Below are 23347 nucleotides of genomic sequence, written 5' to 3'. Positions count from 1 at the left end.
TATTGGTCAACGGGTCGGTGCACGACCGCCCACTTCTGCCGTGATCGCGCCGGCGGCGGCAGCGAGTGCTTGCCCACGCTCGGCAATGTCCTCGCCCGAGATCGACGCTCCGACATGCAGAGTCAGGACCAACGACTGATGCCCTCGAGCGTCGTACGTCGGAGCCGCGATGACACTGACCTCGTGCGTAGCGTCGGCACCAGCCTCCTCCGCGCCCAGGTACACCCGCTCACCCAGGCCGGACACCATCTCACCGAGGAGTTCGCGGACCTCCCCCGGAAGATCGTGTGCGGCAACACCCGCCATGACGGTATGCAACCTCTGCCCCACAGCTGTCAACGTCTCCACGAGATACCCGGTTCTACGGCACTCGTCGACCACGTGCCGAAGGTGCGCGACGTCCATCCGGACCGGCAGGGTCGGTTCACGACCAAGCCACGAATCGAGCCGCTCATCGGTGTCCCACAGCACGTACATGAGGCCTACCGGTGGCGCGAACGGGTAGACCTGCCCCACCTTCGCGGCAGCCCGCCGACCGTCGGGGCAGGTCAACTCGAGGATGGTGATGCGATCGCCGACCACACCCGAAGCCGTGCACGTCGTGTCGAATTTCGCGCTGAGCGCTTCGAGGTGCGTGCGCGCAAGCGGGCCGACGGCGAACCCCTGCTGCGCTGCACGTCCGGCGACTATCAGCGCGGGACCAAGACCGTAGGTGACCGAAACAGGGTCGCGAACCAGGTATCCCGCGCCGACCAGCGAGGTCAGGATGCCCAGGCAGGTGGGCTTGCTCAGACCGAGCTCACGTGCCAGCGCCGAGAGCCCGAATCGTCGGTCACTCCTGGCAACCATGAAGTCGAGGACCGCGACGACGCGGTCCGTGGGGGGCGAGTTGCGACTGGTCATTGACCCTTCCTAGAACACGTTCTATTGTCGATACAGAACTCGTTCTACCACATCGGTACATATTTGTACCACTAAGCACGAGGAGATGGGTGTGCTCACCGATTCACTCGCAGAAGCAATCGCAGCGGCCGAGAAGATTATCGAAGACGCTCCGCACATACGAACGGAACAGGACCTGCTCGAGGGATACGACTACCTCGCCGGCAGCATCCGCGCATCCATCCAGATGGCCTGGGCGTACGACAAGGACTTTCCGTTCTTCGCGAGCTCGACAGGCCCGTACACGAAGATGGGCCTCGACAACCCCGACACGCTGTACTTTCACGCCAACATTCGTGACGATGCGGAATATATCGTACGCGGAACACGAGGCAACACAACCGATCTCAGCTTCCAGATACTCAAGGGCGACTACTCCCCGGTCGATGTCCCGGACAGCTTGACCGCCTTCGACGATCGCTCGATCGACATCGCCGACGACGGATCGTTCGAAGTACACTTCGGTCGTCCTTCCGACCTCCCCAACCACTTCACCCTCGGCGAGGGTTCCTCGATGCTGGTCGTCCGCGAGGTTTACAACGACTGGTCTGCGACCCGTGGCACGCTCACCATCCATCGAGCAGACACCTCAGGGGAATCACCCGCATCGCCCACGAAAGAATCTGTGGCGAAGCGCTATTCCATCGCAGGCAAGATGCTCCTCGGCCGCATCCACACATTTTTGCAGTTCCCGCAGTGGTTCTACCTCAATCTCGACGTCAACACCCTGACCGAACCGCGGCTCACGCCGGGAGGATTGAGCACCCAGTATTCTTCGGCCGGTCATTACGAGCTGCGCGAGGACCAGGCCATGATCATCACGGTGCCCGTGTCAGACGCACCGTATCAAGGGTTCCAGCTGGGCAGCATGTGGTATATCTCCCTCGACTACATCCACCACCAAACTTCGTTGACCGCAGAGCAGGCGCAGACCGATCCGGACGGTTACATCAGGCTTGTGGTCAGCGAGCGAAACCCGCAGGTGACCAACTGGATCGAAACGACAGGTCATGCCCGCGGTTACGCGCAGTTTCGATGGCAACGAGTCTCCCGCGAGATGACCGCGGCAGACGGACCTACCGTAGAAGTAGTCGACTTCGACGACATTTCCTCGCATCTACCGCACTACGACGCGAACAAGATTTCACCGGCGGACTTCGCCCTGCGTATCGCAGCCCGTCGCGACGCTGTCGGACGAAGGATGCTCGGATGACGGGACATCTCGACGGCAAAGTTGTCGTCGTCTCCGGCGTCGGACCATCCCTCGGCCGATCCATCGCACTACGCAGCGCCGCCGCGGGCGCCGATCTGGTGCTGGCCGCACGCACCGAAAGCTACCTTCTCGAAGTCGGCAAAGAAGTTGCCGAACTCGGCCGAACGGCGATCACCGTCCCGACCGATATCACCGACGAAGCTTCTTCCCAAGCGCTGCTCACCCGTGCAGTCGAGGAGTTCGGCCACGTCGACGTACTGGTCAACAATGCCTTCGCGATACCGTCGATGAAAGACCTCGCCCACACCGATCCCGCGGTCATCCGGCAGGGTTTGGAACTGTCTCTGTTCGGAACGCTGAGACTCTCGCAGTTGTTCACCCCGGCGTTGGCCGAGTCGACCGGTTCGATCGTCATGATCAACTCGGCCGTAATACGGCACTCCCAGCCCAAGTACGGCGGTTACAAGATCGCCAAAGCAGCATTGCTCGCCATGTCGCAAACCCTGGCCAGCGAGCTGGGTCCGCAGGGAATTCGGGTCAATACTGTTGCGCCCGGCTACATCTGGGGCGAGTCACTGAAAGGCTACTTCGACCACATGGCGAAGAAGTACGGCATCACCAGCGAACAGATCTACGAGCAAACTGCCGCGACAATGGACCTACGACGGCTGCCCGAACCCGACGAGATCGCCGACGCCGTCGTATTCCTCGCTTCCCCGTCGGCTCGCGCGATCACCGGCCAATGCCTCGACGTCAACTGCGGCGAATACCACCACTAGGAGCGCACATGACCAGCACCGAACGCACCGACGTCGGTACCGTCGAAGATTTACACGCGTCTGCCACCAAATTCACCGGCCTCGAAGATTTCGGTTCCGACGACTATGTCGAAGCCCTCGGCGTGCTGCTCGACTCGTACAACCGTGATGCACAACTGACCGCACTCGGATCGAAGATGAGCCGGTACTTCCTGCGCGGCGCGCTGGTCGCGCGTTCACTCAGCGAGCTCGCATGGAAGCAGAATCCGACGCACGCCGAGGTCGCGATCGAGCGGCCGATCTTCGTGACCGGTCTTCCTCGCACCGGCACGACTGCGCTGCATCGACTGCTCACCGCCGACCCGTCGCATCAGGGTTTGGAGATGTGGCTGACCGAGATGCCGCAACCTCGGCCGCCGCGTGAGACCTGGGAATCCAATCCGCTGTTCGCGCAGATCGAAAAAGGGTTTGCGCAACACCATGTCGAACACCCCGAGTTCATGGGCGTGCACTACATGTCCGCAGCCGAAGTCGAGGAATGCTGGCAGCTTCTGCGGCAATCGGTCCATTCCGTAGCCTACGAATGCCTCGCGTACCTGCCGACCTATTCGACGTGGCTGGCCGAACAGAGCTGGCTCTCGACCTACCAGCGACACCGGAAGAATCTGCAGCTCATCGGTATGAACGACACCGATCGCCGTTGGGTTCTGAAGAATCCGAGCCACCTGTTCGCTCTCGAAGAGCTGCTACAGGTCTACCCGGATGCGCTGGTGATCCAATGCCACCGTGAACCCCGCACGATCATGCCGTCGATGTGCAGCCTCGCCGAGCACGCCACCGAAGGTTGGTCGGACCTGTTCCGCGGCAACGTCATCGGGCGCACCCAGGTCGATCTGTGGGAGCGTGGGCTCAACAGTTTCTCGGCCGCGAGGTCCCGTGCGAACTCGGCGCAGTTCTACGACGTCGACTATCACGACTTCGTCGCCGACCCCCTCCGCACAGTCGAGCAGGTGTACCAGAACTTCGGACTCGATCTCACCGAGAATGCACGCTCAGCGATGGACACCATGCACACCGAAAGCCGAAGTGGGCAACGGCGGCCGGCGCACAAGTACACGCTCGAGGACTTCGGCCTCGACGGCGAAGACATCGACCGCCGGTTCGGGACGAGGTGACTCCGCAGGTCGGTGTTGCACGACTCCGGTGAACGCTAGGGTGGCGGGATGGCTCCGACACGCTGGCAGATCGACAACACCGAGGACCAGTCCAGGGAGTACGTCGAACGCTTCGCGCGACTCCAAGCGCGAGGCGTCGACCTACACGGCGAGGCTCGGATGGTCGACGCACTCCTCGCGCCGGGGAGTTCGGTCCTCGACGCGGGTTGTGGCACAGCCCGTCTCGGCGCCGAACTCGCCCGGCGCGGACATCGAGTGACCGCGGTGGATCTCGATCCGGTCTTCGTCGAAGCCGCACGAGAGCACATTGACCTGACGGTTCATCAAGCCGATCTGACCGAACTCGACCTCGGCGAGACATTCGATGCCGTCGTGGTCGCCGGCAACGTGATGGTCTTCATGACACCGGGCACCGAACCATCGGCTCTCGAGCGGATGACGGCGCACCTGAAGCCCGGAGGAGTCTTCGTCGCCGGATTCGCCACGGACAGGGAGTACACCGTGGAGAAGTTCGACGGCGACCTGAAGTCGGCCGGCTTACTTCACGAGCACCGCTTCTCGACGTGGGATCTGCGACCGTGGCACGAAAATGCGGACTGGGCAGTGACGGTAGCCAGGGCTCCTTCGCTGCTCGCCTGATTCGAACTCGAGATGCAGTACGCGCCCTACGCGCAAGGACAGGTCCGCGACCGATGGGAAGAGCCGGGCATCGTCGCGGCGTCCCATGGGAGGATGAAGGAATGCCAGCACCGTCGCCACTTCCCCTCGATCCCATTGCAGAGGCCCACCGTCAGTGGACCGCACATGGATGGGGTGACGTCGCCGACGGAATGGCCGCTGTCACTTCGTTGATGCGGGCGCAGCAGATCATGCTCGCGCGAGTCGAAGAGACGCTCAAGCCCACTGGATTGACGTTCTCCCGCTACGAACTTCTCACCCTGCTGACGTTCACCAAGAACGGTGCACTGCCGATGGCGAAGGCCAGTGCGCGACTCCAGGTGCACCCCACGAGTGTCACCAACGCTGTCGACCGCCTCGAAGCGGCGGGGTACGTGCGCCGAACGCCGCACCCGAGCGATCGTCGAACTACGTTGGTGGAGATCACCGAAGAGGGTCGCACCCTGGCCGTCGACGCCACCGAAAAACTCAACGAACAGGTATTCAGCAAGCCTGGTCTGTCGAAGGACCGTCTGACGTCGCTGGTGCGCATTCTCGCCGAACTGAGGCGCACAGCCGGTGACTTCGAGGACATCGGGTCGTCACCGGCCTGGTGAACGGAGCGTGCCCAGCTTCGCGGTATCCACGCACGAAGCAGCCCTGCTGTCCGCCGGGCAGCAGGGCTGAACACATCGGTCACCGATTGACGAATGTCGCCTTACGCTTGTCGATGAAGGCAGACATGCCTTCCTTCTGATCCTCGGTCGCGAAGGTCGAATGAAACAGTCGACGCTCGAACCGAACACCCTCGGCTAGCGAGGATTCGAACGAGCGGTTGACCGCTTCCTTGGCCATCATCGCAATCGGAAGCGACATCTCGGCGATGGTCGTCGCGGTAGCGATAGCGTCGTCGAGCAGGTCCGCGGCGGGCACGATTCGTGAGACGAGCCCGGCTCGCTCGGCCTCGTCGACCTTCATGTTTCGCCCGGTCAGGACCATCTCCATGGCCTTGGCCTTACCGACAGCGCGAGTCAGACGCTGCGACCCACCGATTCCGGGGATGACCCCCAGCTTGATCTCCGGCTGACCGAATACCGCGGTGTCGGAAGCGATCAGGACATCGCACAGCATCGCCAGCTCGCAGCCTCCACCGAGCGCGTATCCCGATACGGCCGCGACGATCGGTGTGCGCGCTGCCGACAGTCGATCCCAGGCACTGAACAGATCCTCGATATACACGTCCATGTACGACTTCGGCTGCATTTCCTTGATATCCGCACCCGCAGCGAACGCCTTCTCCGAGCCGGTGATCAGGATGGCTCCGATACCCAGGTCTCCGTCGAGGTCCTCGACGGCGGACACCACCTCGTGCATCAGCTGAGAGTTCAACGCGTTGAGCGCCTTCGGCCGATTGAGCGTGATGATCCCGACTCGACCTCGTCGCTCCAGCAGGATGGTTTCGTAGTCGCTCACTTGCTCTACTCTGTCGAACGCTGGCGAATGTCGTTGATGATGCCGGAGAAGTCTACGTCCGCTCCGCCGCCGGACGCTTCTTTGAACTCCGAATAGAGCTCCGCGGCCTTGAGCCCGAGAACGCCGTGGACACCATTGTCGCGCAGCGCCTTCGCAGCAAGACCGAGATCTTTGTCCATCAATGCTGCCGCGAAACCCGGTGTGTAGTCGTTGTTGGCCGGACTCGTCGGAACCGGTCCTGGCACAGGACAATTGGTAGTCAGCGCCCAGCATTGCCCGGATGCGGTGGATGCGACGTCGAATAACGCTTGATTACTGAGACCGAGCTTCTCACCGAGCACGAATGCCTCGCTGATCGCAATCATCGACACCCCGAGGATCATGTTGTTGCAGATCTTGGCGGCTTGGCCGTTGCCCGCGGCGCCACAGTGGACAACTTTGCGACCCATGACGTCGAGAACAGCGGCAGCCGAAGCGAAGTCATCTTCGGACCCGCCGACCATGAACGTCAGCGTGCCCGCAGCCGCACCGCCCACACCACCCGATACCGGAGCGTCGAGACCGCGGTGGCCCGCGTCGTCGACGAGCTTGTGCGCAGCATGCGCGTCGGCGACATCGATGGTCGAGGAATCGATGAACAGGGTTCCGGGCGCGGCACCGGGAAGTAGATCCTTGTACAGATCGAGCACGAGTCTGCCGTTGGGCAGCATCGTGATCACGACATCGGCGTTCGACACTGCAGCCACGGCAGATTCGACGACGGTCACGCCGTCCTTCGTTGCCTGCTCCAGCGCTGCAGGGACGAGGTCGAAGCCCTGAACCGTGTATCCCGCTTTCACCAGGTTCGCTGCCATCGGTCCGCCCATATGGCCGAGACCGACGAAACCGATCGTGTTCTCACTCATCGCTGCCCTCCAAGTTCGTTGCTCAATCCCAGTTCAGCGGCACCCAACGGGGCGAAATAGCGATCGACGTCCTCGCTGGTGACATCGGCGAGTGTCGACGGAGACCACCTCGGGTTTCTGTCCTTCTCCACCACCTGTGCGCGGATTCCCTCGACGAGGTCATGTGAATCCAGACTTGCCGAGGACACCCGATATTCGTCGTCGAGCACCTCTTCGAGCGAGGCGGCTTCGGCGGCCCGCCGCAGCGACTTCAGCGTGACCTTCAGGGCGACCGGTGACTTCGATTCGATATCATCGGCAGCCTTGTGTGCGTCGGGTACCTCACTGCGCCGCAAGCGGTTCACGATTTCTTCGACGGTATCGGCGCTGTACGCGGCGTCGATCCAGCTGCGTGCCGCGTCGAGACTCGATGTGGGTGCCGGTTCGGTGAACGAAGCCAACGCATCGGCGAGGGTTCTGGTTTCGAGTGCAGCGTAGAAGTCCGGCAACTTGTCGGAGGGGATGTAGTGATCGGCGAAACCTGCCGCGATGGCGTCACCGGCGTCCATGCGTGCGGTGGTGAGGCCGAGGTGTGTTCCCAACTCTCCGTGGGCACGGGACAGCAGAAACGTCCCGCCGACGTCGGGGATGAAACCGATACCGACCTCGGGCATCGCGATCTTCGAGCGGTCGGTCACGATGCGGGTGTTGGCGTGGGCGGACAGGCCGACACCGCCGCCCATCACCACCCCGTCCATGATTGCCACGTACGGCTTGGGGAATCGAGCGATAGCCGCATTGAGGATGTACTCGTCGCGCCAGAATACCTTCGACCCGCTACCGCCCTCTTTTGCGTCGTGGTAGATCGAGACGATGTCACCACCGGCACACAAGCCACGTTCGCCTGCGCCGGTGAGGAGCACCAGTTCGACCTCGTCATCGACGGCCCACTTCTCGAGCTGCGGCGCGATGTCGAGCACCATCGCGTGATTCAACGCGTTGATGGCTTTCGGACGGTTGAGCGTGATTCGGCCGACGCCACCGCGCAGGTCGAACAACACCTCGGGTTCGCTCATGCTGCTCCCACAATCGAGCGAGCCACGACGACTCGCATAATCTCGTTGGTCCCCTCGAGGATCTGATGGACACGAAGGTCTCGGACGATCTTCTCCACACCGTACTCCGCGAGGTAGCCGTAGCCACCGAGCAACTGCAACGCGGCGTTCGCGACGTCGAATCCGGTGTCCGTTCCGAATCTCTTTGCCATGGCGCAGAGTTCGACCTTGTCCTCGGCGCCGGTCTGCAACGCCTCCGCAGCGCGCCACAGTAGAGTTCGGGCGGCTTCGAGCTCGGTCTTCATATCTGCCAGTCGGAACTGCAGAGCCTGCGCGTCGAGCAATCGATTGCCGAAGGCCTTGCGCTCGGCGAGGTAGGACACCGCTTTGTCGAGAGCGCTCTGTGCGCCACCGATCGAGCAGGCGGCGATGTTGAGGCGTCCGCCGTTGAGGCCGTTCATCGCGATACGGAAACCGTCGCCCTCGTTTCCGAGCACGTTGGCGGCCGGAACACGGACATCTTCGAAGACGACCTGCCTGGTCGGCTGGGCATTCCAGCCCATCTTCTTCTCGTTCGCTCCGAACGACAGGCCTGCAGAGTCTTTCGGTACGACGATTGCCGAAATGCCCTTGGGACCAGCTTCACCCGTTCGCGCCATCACGACGTAGACGTCGGATACCCCTGCTCCGGAGATGAACTGCTTCACTCCGTTGAGGATGTAGTCGTCTCCGTCGCGCACAGCCTTGGTAGTCAGTGCCGCGGCATCGGATCCGGCACCTGGTTCGGTGAGGCAGTAGCTTCCGAGCTGGTCCATCGAGCACAGCCCCGGCACCCACTGACGACGTTGCTCGTCGTTGCCATAGGTGTCGATCATCCACGTCACCATGTTGTGAATGGAGATGTATGCCGCGATCGACGGATCACCGGTGGCGAGTTGTTCGAAGATCCGCACGGCGTCGACGCGCGTCAGATCCGACCCGCCGACGTCCTCACCGATATAGATTCCGCCCATACCCAGGCTTGCAGCTTTGCGCAGTACGTCGACGGGAAAGTGCTTGTTCTGATCCCATTCGACGGCCTTCGGTGCCAGGAACTCGTCGGCGAAATCGCGCGCTGTTTCGTTGATCGCCCGTTCGTCCTCGGTCAATGTGAACATCGGCGGTCAGTCCATGTTCGGGATGACGAAGTGGTTCGCAGTCTCTTCTTTTTTGCCCGAAGGCCAACGCTGCGTGACCGTCTTGGTCTTGGTGTAGAAGCGAATCGAATCGGGGCCGTGCTGGTTCAGATCGCCGAATCCCGAACGCTTCCAACCACCGAAGGTGTGGTACGCGATCGGCACCGGAATCGGGACGTTGACGCCGACCATGCCGACCTGAACGCGTGAGCAGAAGTCACGCGCGGTGTCACCGTCGCGAGTGAAGATCGAGACACCGTTGCCGTACTCGTGTTCGGACGGCAGACGCAGTGCATCCTCGTAATCCTTGGCGCGGACGACGATCAGGACGGGTCCGAAGATCTCTTCCTTGTAGATGCGCATGTCCGTCGTCACCTTGTCGAACAGTGTTGCGCCGGCGAAGAATCCGTTCTCGTGGCCCGCGAGCTTGAAACCGCGCCCGTCGACGACGAGTTCGGCCCCCTCGTCGACGCCGATCTGGGTGTAGTCGTTGACTCGCTTCAGTGCATCGCTACCGACGAGTGGACCGAAGTCCGCGTTCTCGTCGTCACTGCGGCCGATCTTCAGGTTCTTGACACGCTCGGTCAACTTGGCCACCAGTGCGTCGGCCGTCTCTTCACCGACTGGAACAGCAACCGAAATGGCCATGCAGCGCTCACCCGCCGAGCCGTACGCGGCACCGAGAAGTGCGTCGGCGACCTGGTCGAGATCGGCGTCGGGCATGATCAGGGCGTGGTTCTTGGCGCCGCCGAAGCACTGCGCACGCTTGCCGTTCTTGGCGGCGGTCTCGTAGATGTACTGCGCGATCGGCGTGGAGCCGACGAAGCCGATGGCCTTGACGCGATCGTCGTTCAGTAGAACGTCGACGGCGTTCTTGCCACCGTTGACGACGTTGAAGACGCCCGGCGGCAGGCCTGCTTCGAGGAAAAGTTCGGCCAGCTTGAGCGGCACCGAGGGGTCGCGCTCGGATGGCTTGAGAATGAATGCGTTGCCGGTAGCGATGGCTGGGCCGGCCTTCCACAGCGGGATCATGGCGGGGAAGTTGAACGGGGTGATACCTGCAACGACGCCGAGCGGCTGACGCATGGAGTAGACGTCGATGCCTCCACCGGCACCCTCGGTGTATTCGCCCTTGAGCAGGTGCGGAACACCGATCGCGAACTCGATGACCTCGAGCCCACGCTGGACGTCGCCCTTGGCGTCTGCGACGGTTTTGCCGTGCTCGCTCGAGAGCAACCGGGCCAGCTCGTCCATGTCCCGGTTGATGAGCTCGACGAACTTCATCAGGATGCGGGCGCGACGCTGCGGGTTCCACTTGGCCCATTCGACCTGGGCTTTCTCTGCGTCCGCGATCACGGCCTCGACCTCGGCATCACTGGCCAGCGGCACGAGTGCCTGCACCTCGCCGGTGTTCGGATCGAAAACGTCACCGAAGTTGCCCGAGGTGCCGGAGACGTGCTTGCCGCCGATGAAGTGCGAGAGCTCGCGAGTCATGAGATCCGTCCTAACCGATACGAGAAGATGATGTGTTGTCATCCTATAGTCGGACATCCATGCATGTCTAGAGGCTTACTCGCCCAACCTCCGATAGAACCCCACGAGATCGGCGACAGCGGAGCTGACCTCGAACTCCTCGTAGCCACCCGAGCGGAAGGCGCGGCGCAGGATCAACGGGTCGAGATCGTCGATCGCCGGAGAAAATTCAACGCGCGGCAACGACGGAAACGGCATCTCGTTGCCGAACCAGTCCTCGCGATCGAACTCGACCTCGGATTCCCCGACATCCTCGATCAACATTTCCAGATCGACGCCACGCAACGTCAGAATCGTCGCCGCCGAAGCGTCGATGTGCTCGGCCGCGATATACATCAGCGCGGCCGCATGCTTGCACGGCCACCCGTCGTCCGGGCATGTGCAATCGAAATCGAGCTGCCCCTTGTCGTGCGGCAGAAGCGTCGAGGCAAGTGCCTGCGGGATCGCATTGGACGCAAGTTCCGCGAGCATCCCCGGATTGGAGCGCACCCTGCCCACCAGAGCCGAAACCTCGCCCTGTGACAGCGGATCCACGGTCACCGATGCCGAGAACGGTTCGAGCTGACTTCCCTGAACTTCGCCGTAGATCTGACCGCGTTCGACCCCGAGCGTCAGCACCTGACCACCTCGGGCATACGTACGCCCCCGCGCAATCCGACCCGGATCTGCCAGCTCTTCCATGGCGGTGACGAAGTGGCGGCCCCACCAGGTCTGCCCGAAAGCTCCACGCTTGTTCTGTGATTCTATGCCGCCCTTGACTTTACGACGTCTACCGTACTGACCGAAGTCCGCCATCACTCCCCCACCGCATCTTCGCTGAGGCGGAACAACTCACGCAATTCGCCGGTGTCCATCTCGGTCACCCAGTTCTCACCCGTCCCGACGGCGAGGTCCGCAAGATCCTGTTTCGAATCCAGCATCCCATCGATACGTTCTTCGACGGTGCCCACGCACAACAACTTTCGCACGTGAACGTTCTTGCGTTGGCCGATTCGGAACGCACGATCGGTAGCCTGATTCTCCACCGCCGGGTTCCACCACCGATCAAGATGCACAACATGATTGGCCGCAGTCAAGTTCAGACCGGTGCCGCCTGCCTTGAGGGAGAGCATCATGATCGGCGGCCCGCCGTCCTCCTGAAATTTCTCGACCATCGCATCACGGTTCGTCTTGCTGACGCCACCGTGCAGGAACGGCACTTCGGTACCGAAACGCTCGGCGAAATACGGTCCGACGAGTTCACCGAATTCGCGAAACTGCGTGAACAGCAGCACCTTTTCGTTGTCCCCGAGAACCGAATCGAGAATGTCCTCCACCAATCCGACCTTGCCTGACCGATGCTGACCACGCTTGAGCACCGGCGAACCGTCGGACAGGAAATGCGCGGGATGATTGCAGACCTGCTTCAAGCGAGTGAGGGCTGAGAGCACCGCCCCCTTACGCTTCATGCCCTTCGCGTCCGCGATCTGAGCCATCATCTCGTCCACCACTGCCTTGTAGAGCCCCGCCTGCTCGGCCGTCAGATTCGCGCGAACCGTCATCTCGACCTTGTCCGGCAAATCGGCAATGACCGTCGGATCGGTCTTGACGCGACGAAGAATGAACGGCGAGGTGATCGCGCGCAAGCGTGTGACCGCACTCTCGTCCTGCTCACGCTCGATCGGCACCGAGAACCGCTTGCGGAAATCGGCAGGCGCACCGAGCATTCCAGGGTTCGCGAAATCGAGAATGGATCGAAGCTCGTCCAGCCTGTTCTCGACGGGCGTGCCGGTCAATGCCAATTTCAGATCGGCGGGAATCGCGCGAGCAGCCTTGGCTTGAACCGTCCCTGCGTTCTTGATGTGCTGAGCCTCATCGAGAACCACCCGGCGCCACGTCCGAGCCGCGAACTGCGCGCGGTCCTTGGCCATCAGGGCGTACGTCGTGACAATGAGGTCGTGCTCATTGATCGCCTGCTCGAGGGCGTCGTCCCGCAACCGCGCCGGACCGTGATGAACCAGGACCCGCAAGTCAGGAGTGAACTTCGCGGCTTCACGCTGCCAGTTGCCGACGACCGACATAGGTGCGACCAACAGCGTCGGCGTCGGGCTCTTCTCGTGCGCGAGCAGAGCCAGCACCTGCAGCGTCTTCCCCAAACCCATGTCATCGGCCAGGATTGCGCCCAACCCCAGCCGAGACATGAATGTCAGCCAGTCCAAACCACGTTCCTGATATGGCCGCAGAACAGCATTCACCCCAGCTGGCAACGGAATCCGCTCCGGGACGGCGTCGGGCTGCAGCAGCGTCTTCGCCCACCCGGTGGCGGTGATCTCCTCGACGGGTGCAGGCGGCGGCGAGGAGATCGTCATTTCGCGCATCAACTTGCCCAGTTCGGTTCCGTCGCCATGATGCTGCGCAACGTATTTGGCGGCGGCGGCGAGCTGGCTTCCGTCGGCCAGCACCCACACCCCACGAAGACGAACCAGGTCGCCCTTGGACACTGCCAGCCGATTCAACTCGGCCTCGGTCAGCACCATGTCGCCGAGTTGCAGTTGCCAGTCGTACGAAATGAGCTCATCCATCCCGACGGCGCGATTCTCGGCGGCCTTCGTCACGGCAGGCGAATCGACCCGCAGTCGCATCGACGGGTCCAGTCGACTCCACGCCCTGGGCAGCAGAACGGTCGTCCCCGACTCCGAAAGGGCTTTCGCGCCGTGTTCGACGAGATCGATCACAACAGAGGTGGGCAGCAGAAGATCCAGGGTCCCAGGGTGGGACGGGAGGTCACGCAACCGCGGGTACGCCGCGACCGCCTCACCGAGCTTGCGTACAGCCGTGCTCAACAGGCTCGCGTCGACCTTTCGGCTCATGGGCACCGGAATCGGAGCTTCCCCATCGGCCCGCAGGCACACCTGCAGCTTCCACAACGCCCCTTCGCTCTCGTCTGCCTCCGCGGCCTCGTCGTCTGGCTCCAGCAGACGCAACACGAGCGCGGGTTCGTCGACAGTGAGGCTTGCCCGCCACTTGTCCAACAACGTTGCGGTCTGCGTCGTACCGTCTTCGACGGAATCGTCGCGAACGAGGGCAGCCAACAACGGATGATCCGAATCAGGCTTTCCCAGTATCGACCTCACGATCGGATCGGTGATCTCTTCGAGGAAGTCCTCGAGCAACTTCTTCGGCCTGTTGCCGTGGCACTGAACCGAAGGCATCGTCACAGCTAGCTCGCTGAGCCACGCGCGCTGCCGTTCCCCACCGACGAGACGCCACCTGGGCCACCAGTGCCCCTCGATGAGGACCAGCGCGGGCACGACGCGTCCGGCCCGCACCCATCGCTCGACTCCCCGCGCAACATGCCCGAGATACCGAAGGTCCCCGGACATCGCGGCGTGCGAGGCCGGGGTGCGCAGTAGAAGCTCGGCAGCATCGACCGGCGCCAGCGCAAGGGCAGGCACTCGTACCACTCGCGGGTCGCCCGCACCGGCGGGCGGGAACGCGATGTCGACCTTGTGACGGAAGGTCCGGGCCACCGCCCGGGCGTGCGTGGCCGGAAGATCCGGCTCACTGCCGGACGCCTCTTCCTGCCACAGCATCAGCCCCGAACCTGGAGACCAGAGACCATGCAGCATTGGTCCATCCAAGCAGGGCGGTATCAGCGCAGTTGGGTGTGGTGTTCCAGTTGCAGCCATTTCCGACGGGATCCAGTCCGCTCCGTGCGTAATTGGAACACCATGCCCATTCGTAGACCGAAAAATCGGCGGACCGAGGCGACTTCGGTAACGGAAGAACCGGACATTAAGGCACAGTATGTAGATGATCGCTTACGGATTCAGTGAGTACGGTGGCCCCGAAACCGAGTACTTTCTCGACATTCCCATCGCCGATCCTGGGCCGGGACAACTACTCGTCGCCGTCCACGCCGCTGGGGTCAATCCGGCTGATTGGAAGGTAAGGGCAGGTAACCGCAAGGACACTGTTCGGACGCCTCTGCCTGCGGTTCTGGGACGCGAGGTAGCGGGGACCGTCGTTCAGATCGGCCCACACGTAGACGGATTCTCGGTCGGAGATCACGTCTTCGGCGCGACGGCCTCCGGCCACGGCGGCTATGCGCAGTACACCGTGTTGAACGCAGCGAATGCAGCGCACAAGCCGGAGAGCGTTCCGTTCACCACCGCCGCCACCCTCGCAGTCGCGGCCGGCACGGCGTACGACGCGCTCGATCAGTTGGGGCTGCGTAAGAAGGACACCCTGCTGGTACTCGGTGCCGGCGGCGGCGTCGGATCCTCGGCATTGCAGTTGGCTCACGCCGACGGAATCGCCGCGGTCGGAGTAGCGAGCCCGGCGAAGCGTGAGTGGGTGGAGAGTATGCGTGCGAAGTTCGTCGAGTCCGGGGACACGTTCTCCGACGAGATCCGGGTTGCGGTGCCGGAGGGAGTGGACGGCATTTTCGACCTGGTCGGTGGCGACACATTGAGAGCTGCCGCAAAGCTGGCGAAACCTGGTGCCCCGATCATCAGCGTGGCAGACCCGACTCTCGCGGGTTCGTTGGGCGGCACTTCGGTGGTGCGGGATCGCACTGCTGTCGCCTTCACACGTCTGGCAGAACTGGTTGCCTCGGGAGTTCTGCGTCCGCGTATCGATCATGTTTTTCCTCTGGAGCAAGCAGGCCCGGCGCTGGCCCTCGTAGAAGATGGGCACGTTGCGGGCAAGGTTGTCCTGGAAGTCGACTGATTGCACACTTGTCGGTGCCATACGGCACACTCTCGAGAGTCAACTGTGGTTCGAGGATTGGGTGTGTGTGAAGAAGCTGCGTATCGCGCTGCTGTTGGTGGCGGTCACTTTCGCGATGGCGGCGTTCGGTTCCTGCGATAGCGGGATACCCGGTTTCGCACCTCCACCTCCTGCGCCGGGCAGCCCCACCCGCGTGCAGATCGAGGAACTTCTCGCCCAGGTGCCGGTCGTTGCCGCGAGGCCGGATGCCCTCGGTTACGAGCGTGGGTGCAAAAAGAGTGAAGGTTGCGTCTTCGGTCCAGCATGGACCGACGACTACGACGGACCCGGCGGTCACGACGGTTGCGACACCCGCAACAACGTCCTTGCTCGCAGTATGAGCGCGTTGGTGTTCCGGGAAGGCACCCACAATTGTGTGGTCCTCGAGGGCTCTCTTGCCGACCCGTACTCGGGTGAGGTCGTGAAGTTCAGCAAATCGGATGCCAGCGCGGTTCAGATCGATCACGTGTACGCGTTGTCTGCAGCCTGGGACATGGGCGCCAACGGGTGGCTACCGGACAAGCGAGTGCGCTTCGCCAACGACCTCGATTTCAATCTTCTCGCTGTCAACGGACACGACAACCAGTCGAAGAGCGACGACACACCTTCGCACTGGCTGCCCCCGAACAAGGCATATCACTGCTTCTACGCAGGGAAATATCTCTCCGTGGCCGCTCAATACGGGCTACCCATCACGCAGGCGGATCATCGCGCCCTGGCCACGGTGGCCGAGAACTGCTGATACTGCTCCTCGGCCGGCCGGAATAGACTTGGGGTCATGACTCGCTCGTTGACCAAGGACACCACACTCTGTATGTCACTGTCCGGGCGTCCCAGCAACATCGGCACCCGATTCCACAACTACCTCTACGACGAGTTGAATCTCGACTACCTGTACAAGGCCTTCACCACCACCGACCTGCCCGCGGCAATCGGCGGTGTCCGCGCGCTCGGCGTCCGTGGTTGCGCCGTGTCCATGCCGTTCAAGGAAGCTGTCATAGAGCTGGTCGACGTGATGCACGAGTCGGCGCGCGCCATCGAGTCGGTGAACACCATCGTCAACGAGGACGGCGTCCTGCACGCTTACAACACCGACTACCAGGCCGTCGCGGATCTACTTGCTGCTTCGGGCTTTTCATCCGAGTTCACCGTCGCAGTCACCGGCAGCGGTGGAATGGCCAAAGCTGTCGTCGCGGCGCTTCGCGATTCCGGTTTCACCAAGGGAACCGTCGTTGCGCGCAACTCCAAGACCGGACATGCGCTCGCCGAGTCCTACGGGTACGACTGGGCACCGGAGCCCGTGGCTGCGGAACTTTTGGTGAACGTCACCCCCATCGGCATGGAAGGCGGACCCGATGCCGACGCGTCACCGTTCACCGACGCCCAGATCCATTCTGCACAAGCAGTATTCGATGTCGTGGCCATGCCGTCGGAGACGCCGTTCCTTGCCGCAGCCCGCGCCGCAGGCAAGCCGGTAGTAACGGGTGCACAGGTCATCGCATTGCAGGCAGCGGAACAGTTCTTCCTCTACACCGGTGTTCGGCCTACGAGCGATCAAATCGCCCGTGCATCCGAATACTCACGACGCTAGAGCTTTCTCCACTTCCGCGGCCATTGCAGCTTCTCCATCAGCGTTGGGGTGCACCGGTACGAACTGATCCGAGAACACGAGCGGTTCGACCCACCTCGTTCCGACGGCCTGACATCCATCGTGCCCCTCGGACACCACGGACATGTCGACGAACGTCGTGTCGGTCTCGGCGGCCGCGCTGGCGATGCTCGTGTCGAGTGCCCGCTGCAGACTGCGCAGGTAGGGACGTCCCCCGGCGCGACCGGCATCCGCGGCGCGCACCCGATCGAGGGCGGGAGGAGCCACTGATAACCGACGACGACCACGCGCGCCCGTGGAGCGCGTCGCTCGATATCGCCGAGCGTCTGCCGAATGGCTGGGTAGGTCCGCGAGGTGATGGTGTCTTCGAAACATGCGCCGTACTGATCTGCGCACGGGCTGTCGGCGCCCGGCGATCTCATGCCGCACTGACGCAGGAGGACATCGCACCGGCAGAAAAGTCGCTGTCGTTCCCCCAGATCATCTGGGTGAACAGGTCGGCCGAGTCCGACAGCGCATCGAATCGATGCGGGGTGTCGGGGCGCTGACGGCCGTAGAAGTCCTCGGTCGACGCTTGTCAGGTGTCGGACCAACACGTGAAGAGTATGCGCCTCCGCATGCTTTATTTCTCGAACTCGCCGATCGTGCGCCATCGCATGCCACAGGGCATCATCTACATTCGTGCCCGATCACCCAGACATCACTACTGCGCCCGATGCGGGTCGAGCGCAGCCGATCCTCGCAGGCATCGTCGCCGCGCTCGTCGGATTCACCAGTTCGTTCGCCGTCGTCCTCACCGGACTTCGTGCCGTCGGAGCAACGCCGACCGAAGCAGCCTCAGGTCTTCTCGCCGTCATGATCACACAAGGTGTCGGCATGGTGTATCTCTCGCGCCGCTATCGACAGCCCATCACGCTCGCCTGGTCGACTCCTGGCGCAGCGCTGCTGGCGGGTACCGGAACTGTCGTCGGCGGCTGGCCTGCAGCCGTCGGAGCCTTCGTCGTGGTGGGTGTCCTGATCGTCGCAACGGGGCTCTCGCCCCGACTGGGCAAGCTGATCCAATCGATTCCGACATCACTCGCCCAGGCGATGCTCGCCGGGGTACTGCTGCCGTTGTGCCTGCAACCGGTCACAGCATTTGCTACTTCACCGGCGGTAATCGCTCCAGTAGTTTTGGTATGGCTTGTCCTGCAACGATTCTCCCAGCGTTGGGCGGTTCCTGCTGCGTTCGGCGCGGCTGCGATCGTCATCGCCATCGATGTGTGGAGTCAGGATCGAATTCCTCGCGCACTCGATCTGATTCCACGAATCGATCCGACGATGCCGCACTGGACGTGGCAGGCAATCATCGGAATAGCGCTGCCGTTGTACATCGTGACCATGGCGTCGCAGAACATCCCGGGAGTGGCAGTGATGACCTCGTTCGGCTACGACGTCCCGTGGCGATCGGTCCTGAGCATCACCGGAATCGGCACCGTCCTCGGCGCCCCATTCGGCGGTCACGCGATCAACTTGGCCGCTATCAGCGCTGCGCTGGCCGCCGGTCCCAGTGCCCATCCGGACACGAAACGTCGCTGGATCGCAGCCTTTTCGGCAGGGTGGTTCTACCTGTTCCTCGCACTGTGCTCGGCAGCCGTGGCTACCCTCGTCGCGGTTGCTCCGCCCGGCGTCGTCGAAACGGTTGCCGGTCTTGCACTTTTCGGAACGCTCGGTGCGTCGCTCGCCGGCGCATTGAAAGCGGAGACTGGCCGTGAGGCTGCAATCCTCACCTTCCTCATCGCCGCTTCGGGCGTGGTTATCTTCGGTATCGGATCGGCATTCTGGGCTCTGGTTGTCGGCCTGATCCTGCGCGGGGTTCTAGCGCGGAAGCCGATAGAGTAAGCATGCATGACTGCCTCTGCCGATCAGCGCGCCGAGCACAACCCGGCATCCGAATACCCCGCTCTGTGGCCCGTCGGGACGCGGTGGGACGACAACGACCACTATGGCCACGTCAACAATGTCACGTACTACTCGTATTTCGACACTGCGGTGAACGGGTGGCTGATGGCCACAACCGGAATCGACATTCGGCAACTGTCTGCGATCGGCGTCGTCGCAGAAACTTCGTGCAACTACCACCGCGAACTGTCGTTTCCCGATCGACTCCAGGTCGGACTGTCGGTCGAAAAACTCGGAACACGCAGCATCGTCTACAAACTCGCCCTCTTTCGTGACGCAGTAGGCGACGAATTGCAGCTTGCTGCAACCGGCCGCTTCGTACACGTCTACGTCGACGCCCAGACCCGTCGACCTGTGCCGATTCCCACCCAAATCGAGGCAGCAGCACGCACTCTGGTGATACCGAGCTAGATACCGATAGCGTCCGCGGTCGAGACGGCCCGCCCCACGATGTCGTCGATCAACGAAGTCGTGGGCGATCCGGCGTCGGCGCGGTTACGGACATCGGCCTCGGCCCGACGCATGACGCCCTCAGCGATGATCGACAGCTTCCACAGCGCCAGCACCTGCCAAAACCCTGCCGACGTAACATCACGACCTGTTTTGGCCGCATATTCGGCGATCAATTCCTCACGCGTCGGGAATCCTGCCGCAGTGGACGCCATGAAGGGGCCCGCGACGGCGTCTCCGGCCTCGGGCCAGTAGGCCAGAAGCCCGCCGAGGTCTGCGAGTGGGTCACCGAGCGTACTGAGCTCCCAGTCGACCACGGCGAGGATCGAACCTCTGGTCGGTGACACGATCACGTTGTTGAGATGAAAATCGCCATGTACAAGCGAAATTTCGCCTTGCTCTGGAATGTTCGACGCCAATCGCTCGGCAAGGGAGTCGATTGCGGGCACCTCACGAGATTTGGACTGCTCCCACTGCTTTATCCAACGCTTGAGTTGACGGGCCGCATACGAGCCGTGGCTCGCAAGGTCGAGAAGCCCGACGCTCTCGAGATCCACGCGATGGATGGCAGCCAAGGCCCCCACCATGTTGAGGCCGACGGCTCGACGCACTTGCTCGGGTAACCGCTCGCCAGTAGCGACCGAGTCGAGGACGACGCCATCGACGAAGCTCATCAGCACGAGGGGTACTTCGGATATGACGGGATCGTCCGACACTGCCAGCATCTTTGGTACCGGAACACTTGTGTTCTGCAGCGCAGACATAATGCGATGCTCGCGGATGACGTCGTGAGCCGATGCCAGCAGGTGGCCGAGCGGTGGTCGACGCAAGATCCACCGGCTTCCGCCTGCATCACTGACGGAATAGGTCAAGTTGGACTGTCCATTGCCGACGCGCTCGAAATTCAACGGCGAGACCGCACCGATTCCCAGACTTCCGATCCACCCGGCGACTGCGGGTTCGTCCACACCTGCTGTGGTCATTCGCTTCCGTCCTTCCAGCACTTACTCGGTTGGAAGGATGGTAGCCAAGACCCCGGAAACGGGGGTTGAATCAGCTGGCGCGCAGCAAATCTGCAACGGCTGCGCCGGAGACTGTGGCTTCTGCTGTCGAAACTACCTCACGGCGCGCAGTGATCTCGTCGACGTCTCCTACGAGGAGCGAGACGAGCTGGTCGGGCTCACTGAGCCAGGCCTCGGACATGGTCCGCAGCTCGGCGGGAGCGAACAATCCGCTCATTTCGAGCGCTCCGACCCATTCGGATACGACCTCGACGGTAGCGTCGGGCAGTGCGGTGCGTTCGAGTTCGTCGATCTCGAATTCGTAGCAAAAGAAGGCACGCATCATGGCAAGCTGATTGCTGGAAAGTGTAGGCAATCCACTGGTGCTGATGAGGGCAGTGTCCGAGGTGCGGGAGTCTGCGAGTGTCATGACTTCTCCTTCGAGCGGCTTCGTCTCGTGACTCAGATGAGACCACGAAGCGTTGACCTGGTCGAGACCGTTTCTGGATCGTTACGCACAACCTGTAACGATTACCGCTCATGGCCGATGAGAAGAAACTACGCTCCCGGCGATGGGAGCCGCCAGACCAAACCGCCTGTTGTGACAAGCGTCACAGTCATGAGGCAATCCGGAACCTGCTCGGCAACGAATGCTTCGACTGAACCAGATCTACCGCCGCAGACAACCGAACCCAGCACGGCAAGAGCAAAGGGTAGCGTCGAGCATCGTGGTCGATTTACCGGTTCGCGTATCCCCGCACGTAAAACGAGCACGCGTCGCAATTTTCACGATATTCGCGGTCAACGGCTTTCTCTTTGCCGTCTGGGTCGTACACATTCCGATGGTCGAACGCCGCACCGACACCTCGCACGCCACACTGGGATCGTTGCTGCTCCTTCTCGCGATCGGAGCGATCGTTGGAATGCAGGCCGCTGGACGCCTCTCCGATCGCTTCGGCAGTAACCGACTAGTCATGGTTTCGGCTTCGATGTTGGCCGTTGCATTGATGGGCCCGGCACTGTCGACCGGCGTAGTCACTCTCGGCGCGTCCCTTTTCGTGCTGGGAATGTGCAACGGCGCTCTCGACGTGGCAATGAACGCTCAAGCAGTCGAAGTCGAGCGCATGTATCCGAGACCGATCATGTCGGCCTTTCACGCCCTGTTCTCTGTGGGTGGTGTACTCGGATCACTGATAGGGGCTGTGACACTGGGGGCCGAGCTTCCGATCGAGATATCGGTGGGCGGCGCCGGTGTACTCGGGCTGATCGCCATCGCGTCGTGCCGGTCGTTTCTGCTGCGCGCGACTCACCCCGCGATGTCACCGGATCGTTCCGACTCGCCCGCGCTCGGCTGGTTCTCTCCGCGGGTACTCGGCCTGGGTGCACTGGCATTCGCATTGTTTCTGTCCGAGGGCGTCGCAAACGACTGGAGCACATTGCAGGTGAAGGAACATCTCGGCACCTCGGACGGGATCGCGGCGCTCGCGTTCGGGTTCTTCGCATCGGCGATGACCATTGGCCGCTTCTGCGCCGACCGCATCAGCGCGCAATTCGGCCCGGTCGCCGTCGTTCGCTATGGCAATCTCGTGGCCGCAGCAGGGATGCTCCTGGTACTAGTGTCCGAGTCGCTACCGCTCACGTTGGCAGGCTGGGCGGCCTTCGGCCTCGGATTGTCCGGGAGCATCCCACAAATATTCACCAGCGCAGGCAACCTCGGATCAGGCGCGCCAGCGACGAACATGTCGCGCGTCGTCGGCATGGGATATGTGGGGTTCCTCGCCGGTCCTGCCGTCATCGGCTGGTTGTCGCACGTCGTTCCGCTTACCGCCGCGATGGCAGTTCCCTTGGCTCTTACCTTGCTCGCGGCTGCAACCGCCGGAACCGTTCGTCCGACTCACGTCGAGGCAGAGAGGACCTGAACGGAGTTCACGACCCATTCACATCGAGTGCTCAGGGTCATGATGCATTGTCGTGGCCATGAATCGTGCAGACCAAGCGGTGCTGGGCCTATGACCACGAACACCGACAGCATGGAATTTGTCGAACTGAACGACGACGAATCGAACGAGGAACTGGACGCAGTCTTCCGCCGACGTGGCACGACTGTGCGAACAATCGCGGCCGGAGCAGCCGCTCTGATGTTGCTGACCATCCTGGTCGTATTACCTACGCTCGGATTCACCTACCCGCACTCACGCGTAGTCGTGGCCGAACTTGTCGGCCTATCGGAGAAAGTCCTCGCCACCTTCGGCATCACACCGGTGTTGATTGCCGTCGCCGCCCTCACGGTCGTCGCCCTGATGCGCAAACTTCACTACGGAATCGGCGCGGTGATCGCTCTGACCATCGGCGCTTCGCTGACCACCGCTGCCGTTCGGACATGGGCGGACGGCTGGGTTCCTGCCTCCGCGCTCCCCAACGGCTACGTGACAGCGTGCGCAGCGCTGATGTGCGCTGCAACACTCGTCGCCGCCAACAGGCATCTACCGATCGTGTGGGGCCTCGGAACGGTCGCAGTGCTCGCTGTCGGCGCCGCTGCAGTCATCAGCGGAGCGGCGACGATCATCGGCGTCGCCACAACCCTGCTGATAGTCGCCGGATGGTGGGCTGCGGCGTCCGCAGTGATGCTCTACTCACCCGTCGCCGCCCAGCGGGAAGCACGCAACCCACTCGACACGGCAGCCATGGCCGTGCAGCGGCGGCTGCGCTGAACCGAAAAACGACCGAGCCTC

23 protein-coding genes are annotated in these 23347 nt (G+C 62.4%); 12 read left to right on the top strand and 11 right to left on the bottom strand.

What is annotated here, in order from left to right; all coding sequences use genetic code 11:
• Window positions 1-6: 6 nt before the first annotated feature.
• Window positions 7-903 carry a helix-turn-helix domain-containing protein gene (locus O1W68_RS20015; RefSeq protein ID WP_269306567.1) on the bottom strand — a complete coding sequence of 299 codons (897 nt, stop codon included), beginning with the start codon at window positions 901-903 and terminating at the stop codon, window positions 7-9.
• Between the two features lie 91 nt (window positions 904-994).
• Between O1W68_RS20015 and O1W68_RS20010 the strand changes: the two genes are divergently transcribed.
• From O1W68_RS20010 to O1W68_RS19990, 5 genes are all read left to right on the top strand, one after another.
• The gene (locus O1W68_RS20010) at window positions 995-2155 is read left to right on the top strand and encodes a hypothetical protein (RefSeq protein WP_269306565.1); all 1161 of its coding nucleotides are present in this window, start codon (window positions 995-997) and stop codon (window positions 2153-2155) included.
• Entirely contained in the window at window positions 2152-2934 is a 783-nt protein-coding gene (locus O1W68_RS20005; RefSeq protein WP_269306563.1) for an SDR family oxidoreductase, read from the top strand. The genes O1W68_RS20010 and O1W68_RS20005 overlap by 4 nt, the downstream gene beginning before the upstream one ends.
• 8 nt (window positions 2935-2942) lie before the next feature.
• Window positions 2943-4088 (top strand): sulfotransferase family protein, encoded by a 1146-nt coding sequence (locus O1W68_RS20000; protein WP_269306561.1) that lies wholly within the window; start codon window positions 2943-2945, stop codon window positions 4086-4088.
• 48 nt (window positions 4089-4136) lie between these two features.
• Window positions 4137-4727, top strand: coding sequence for a class I SAM-dependent methyltransferase (locus O1W68_RS19995; protein ID WP_269306559.1), 591 nt, complete (start codon window positions 4137-4139; stop codon window positions 4725-4727).
• Window positions 4728-4828: 101 nt separating this feature from the next.
• A complete protein-coding gene (locus O1W68_RS19990) occupies window positions 4829-5362 on the top strand; it encodes a MarR family winged helix-turn-helix transcriptional regulator (RefSeq protein ID WP_269306556.1) in 534 nt (177 codons plus the stop codon).
• A 79-nt stretch (window positions 5363-5441) separates the two neighbouring features.
• Here O1W68_RS19990 and O1W68_RS19985 read toward each other — a convergent pair whose 3' ends face one another.
• From O1W68_RS19985 to O1W68_RS19955, 7 genes are all read right to left on the bottom strand, one after another.
• The gene (locus tag O1W68_RS19985; RefSeq protein ID WP_269306553.1) at window positions 5442-6218 is read right to left on the bottom strand and encodes an enoyl-CoA hydratase; all 777 of its coding nucleotides are present in this window, start codon (window positions 6216-6218) and stop codon (window positions 5442-5444) included.
• 5 nt (window positions 6219-6223) lie between these two features.
• Window positions 6224-7123, bottom strand: coding sequence for a 3-hydroxyisobutyrate dehydrogenase (mmsB, locus tag O1W68_RS19980; protein ID WP_269306551.1), 900 nt, complete (start codon window positions 7121-7123; stop codon window positions 6224-6226).
• Entirely contained in the window at window positions 7120-8178 is a 1059-nt protein-coding gene (locus O1W68_RS19975; RefSeq protein WP_269306549.1) for an enoyl-CoA hydratase/isomerase family protein, read from the bottom strand. The genes mmsB and O1W68_RS19975 overlap by 4 nt, the downstream gene beginning before the upstream one ends.
• Window positions 8175-9314 carry an isobutyryl-CoA dehydrogenase gene (locus tag O1W68_RS19970; protein WP_269306547.1) on the bottom strand — a complete coding sequence of 380 codons (1140 nt, stop codon included), beginning with the start codon at window positions 9312-9314 and terminating at the stop codon, window positions 8175-8177. The genes O1W68_RS19975 and O1W68_RS19970 overlap by 4 nt, the downstream gene beginning before the upstream one ends.
• A 6-nt stretch (window positions 9315-9320) precedes the next feature.
• Window positions 9321-10826: a CoA-acylating methylmalonate-semialdehyde dehydrogenase gene (locus O1W68_RS19965; protein ID WP_186630026.1), complete on the bottom strand. Its 1506-nt coding sequence runs from the start codon at window positions 10824-10826 to the stop codon at window positions 9321-9323.
• Window positions 10827-10901: 75 nt separating this feature from the next.
• Window positions 10902-11660: an SWIM zinc finger family protein gene (locus O1W68_RS19960; protein ID WP_269306544.1), complete on the bottom strand. Its 759-nt coding sequence runs from the start codon at window positions 11658-11660 to the stop codon at window positions 10902-10904.
• Complete coding sequence (locus O1W68_RS19955; RefSeq protein WP_269306542.1) at window positions 11660-14473, bottom strand: DEAD/DEAH box helicase; 2814 nt, start codon at window positions 14471-14473, stop codon at window positions 11660-11662. The genes O1W68_RS19960 and O1W68_RS19955 overlap by 1 nt, the downstream gene beginning before the upstream one ends.
• A 184-nt stretch (window positions 14474-14657) precedes the next feature.
• Here O1W68_RS19955 and O1W68_RS19950 point away from each other — a divergent pair, with 184 nt between their 5' ends.
• From O1W68_RS19950 to O1W68_RS19940, 3 genes are all read left to right on the top strand, one after another.
• Window positions 14658-15575 carry an NADP-dependent oxidoreductase gene (locus O1W68_RS19950; RefSeq protein ID WP_269306540.1) on the top strand — a complete coding sequence of 306 codons (918 nt, stop codon included), beginning with the start codon at window positions 14658-14660 and terminating at the stop codon, window positions 15573-15575.
• 115 nt (window positions 15576-15690) lie between these two features.
• A complete protein-coding gene (locus tag O1W68_RS19945; protein WP_269306617.1) occupies window positions 15691-16356 on the top strand; it encodes an HNH endonuclease family protein in 666 nt (221 codons plus the stop codon).
• 36 nt (window positions 16357-16392) lie between these two features.
• Window positions 16393-17205 carry a shikimate 5-dehydrogenase gene (locus tag O1W68_RS19940; RefSeq protein ID WP_269306538.1) on the top strand — a complete coding sequence of 271 codons (813 nt, stop codon included), beginning with the start codon at window positions 16393-16395 and terminating at the stop codon, window positions 17203-17205.
• Here the strand turns inward: O1W68_RS19940 and O1W68_RS19935 are convergent.
• On the bottom strand, window positions 17194-17490 hold the full coding sequence (locus tag O1W68_RS19935; RefSeq protein ID WP_269306536.1) for a hypothetical protein: 297 nt from the start codon (window positions 17488-17490) through the stop codon (window positions 17194-17196). The two genes, O1W68_RS19940 and O1W68_RS19935, sit on opposite strands and share 12 nt — an antisense overlap.
• Before the next feature lie 414 nt (window positions 17491-17904).
• Here O1W68_RS19935 and O1W68_RS19930 point away from each other — a divergent pair, with 414 nt between their 5' ends.
• Both O1W68_RS19930 and O1W68_RS19925 read left to right on the top strand, forming a co-directional pair.
• The gene (locus O1W68_RS19930; RefSeq protein WP_269306534.1) at window positions 17905-19104 is read left to right on the top strand and encodes a benzoate/H(+) symporter BenE family transporter; all 1200 of its coding nucleotides are present in this window, start codon (window positions 17905-17907) and stop codon (window positions 19102-19104) included.
• 6 nt (window positions 19105-19110) lie between these two features.
• Window positions 19111-19575 carry an acyl-CoA thioesterase gene (locus O1W68_RS19925; RefSeq protein ID WP_269306532.1) on the top strand — a complete coding sequence of 155 codons (465 nt, stop codon included), beginning with the start codon at window positions 19111-19113 and terminating at the stop codon, window positions 19573-19575.
• Here the strand turns inward: O1W68_RS19925 and O1W68_RS19920 are convergent.
• Complete coding sequence (locus O1W68_RS19920) at window positions 19572-20597, bottom strand: phosphotransferase family protein (protein ID WP_269306530.1); 1026 nt, start codon at window positions 20595-20597, stop codon at window positions 19572-19574. The genes O1W68_RS19925 and O1W68_RS19920 overlap by 4 nt on opposite strands.
• 70 nt (window positions 20598-20667) lie before the next feature.
• Window positions 20668-21045, bottom strand: coding sequence for a hypothetical protein (locus tag O1W68_RS19915; protein WP_269306529.1), 378 nt, complete (start codon window positions 21043-21045; stop codon window positions 20668-20670).
• A gap of 298 nt (window positions 21046-21343) precedes the next feature.
• Here O1W68_RS19915 and O1W68_RS19910 point away from each other — a divergent pair, with 298 nt between their 5' ends.
• Window positions 21344-22534 (top strand): MFS transporter, encoded by a 1191-nt coding sequence (locus O1W68_RS19910; protein ID WP_269306527.1) that lies wholly within the window; start codon window positions 21344-21346, stop codon window positions 22532-22534.
• A gap of 90 nt (window positions 22535-22624) precedes the next feature.
• Complete coding sequence (locus tag O1W68_RS19905) at window positions 22625-23326, top strand: hypothetical protein (protein WP_269306526.1); 702 nt, start codon at window positions 22625-22627, stop codon at window positions 23324-23326.
• The last annotated feature ends 21 nt before the right edge of the window (window positions 23327-23347 follow it).

It is taken from the genome of Rhodococcus sp. H36-A4 (genome assembly GCF_027158005.1).
GTDB lineage: Bacteria > Actinomycetota > Actinomycetes > Mycobacteriales > Mycobacteriaceae > Rhodococcoides.
The sequence above is the reverse complement of the archived record's forward strand: the minus strand, read 5'-3'. Positions and strand labels throughout refer to the sequence as shown.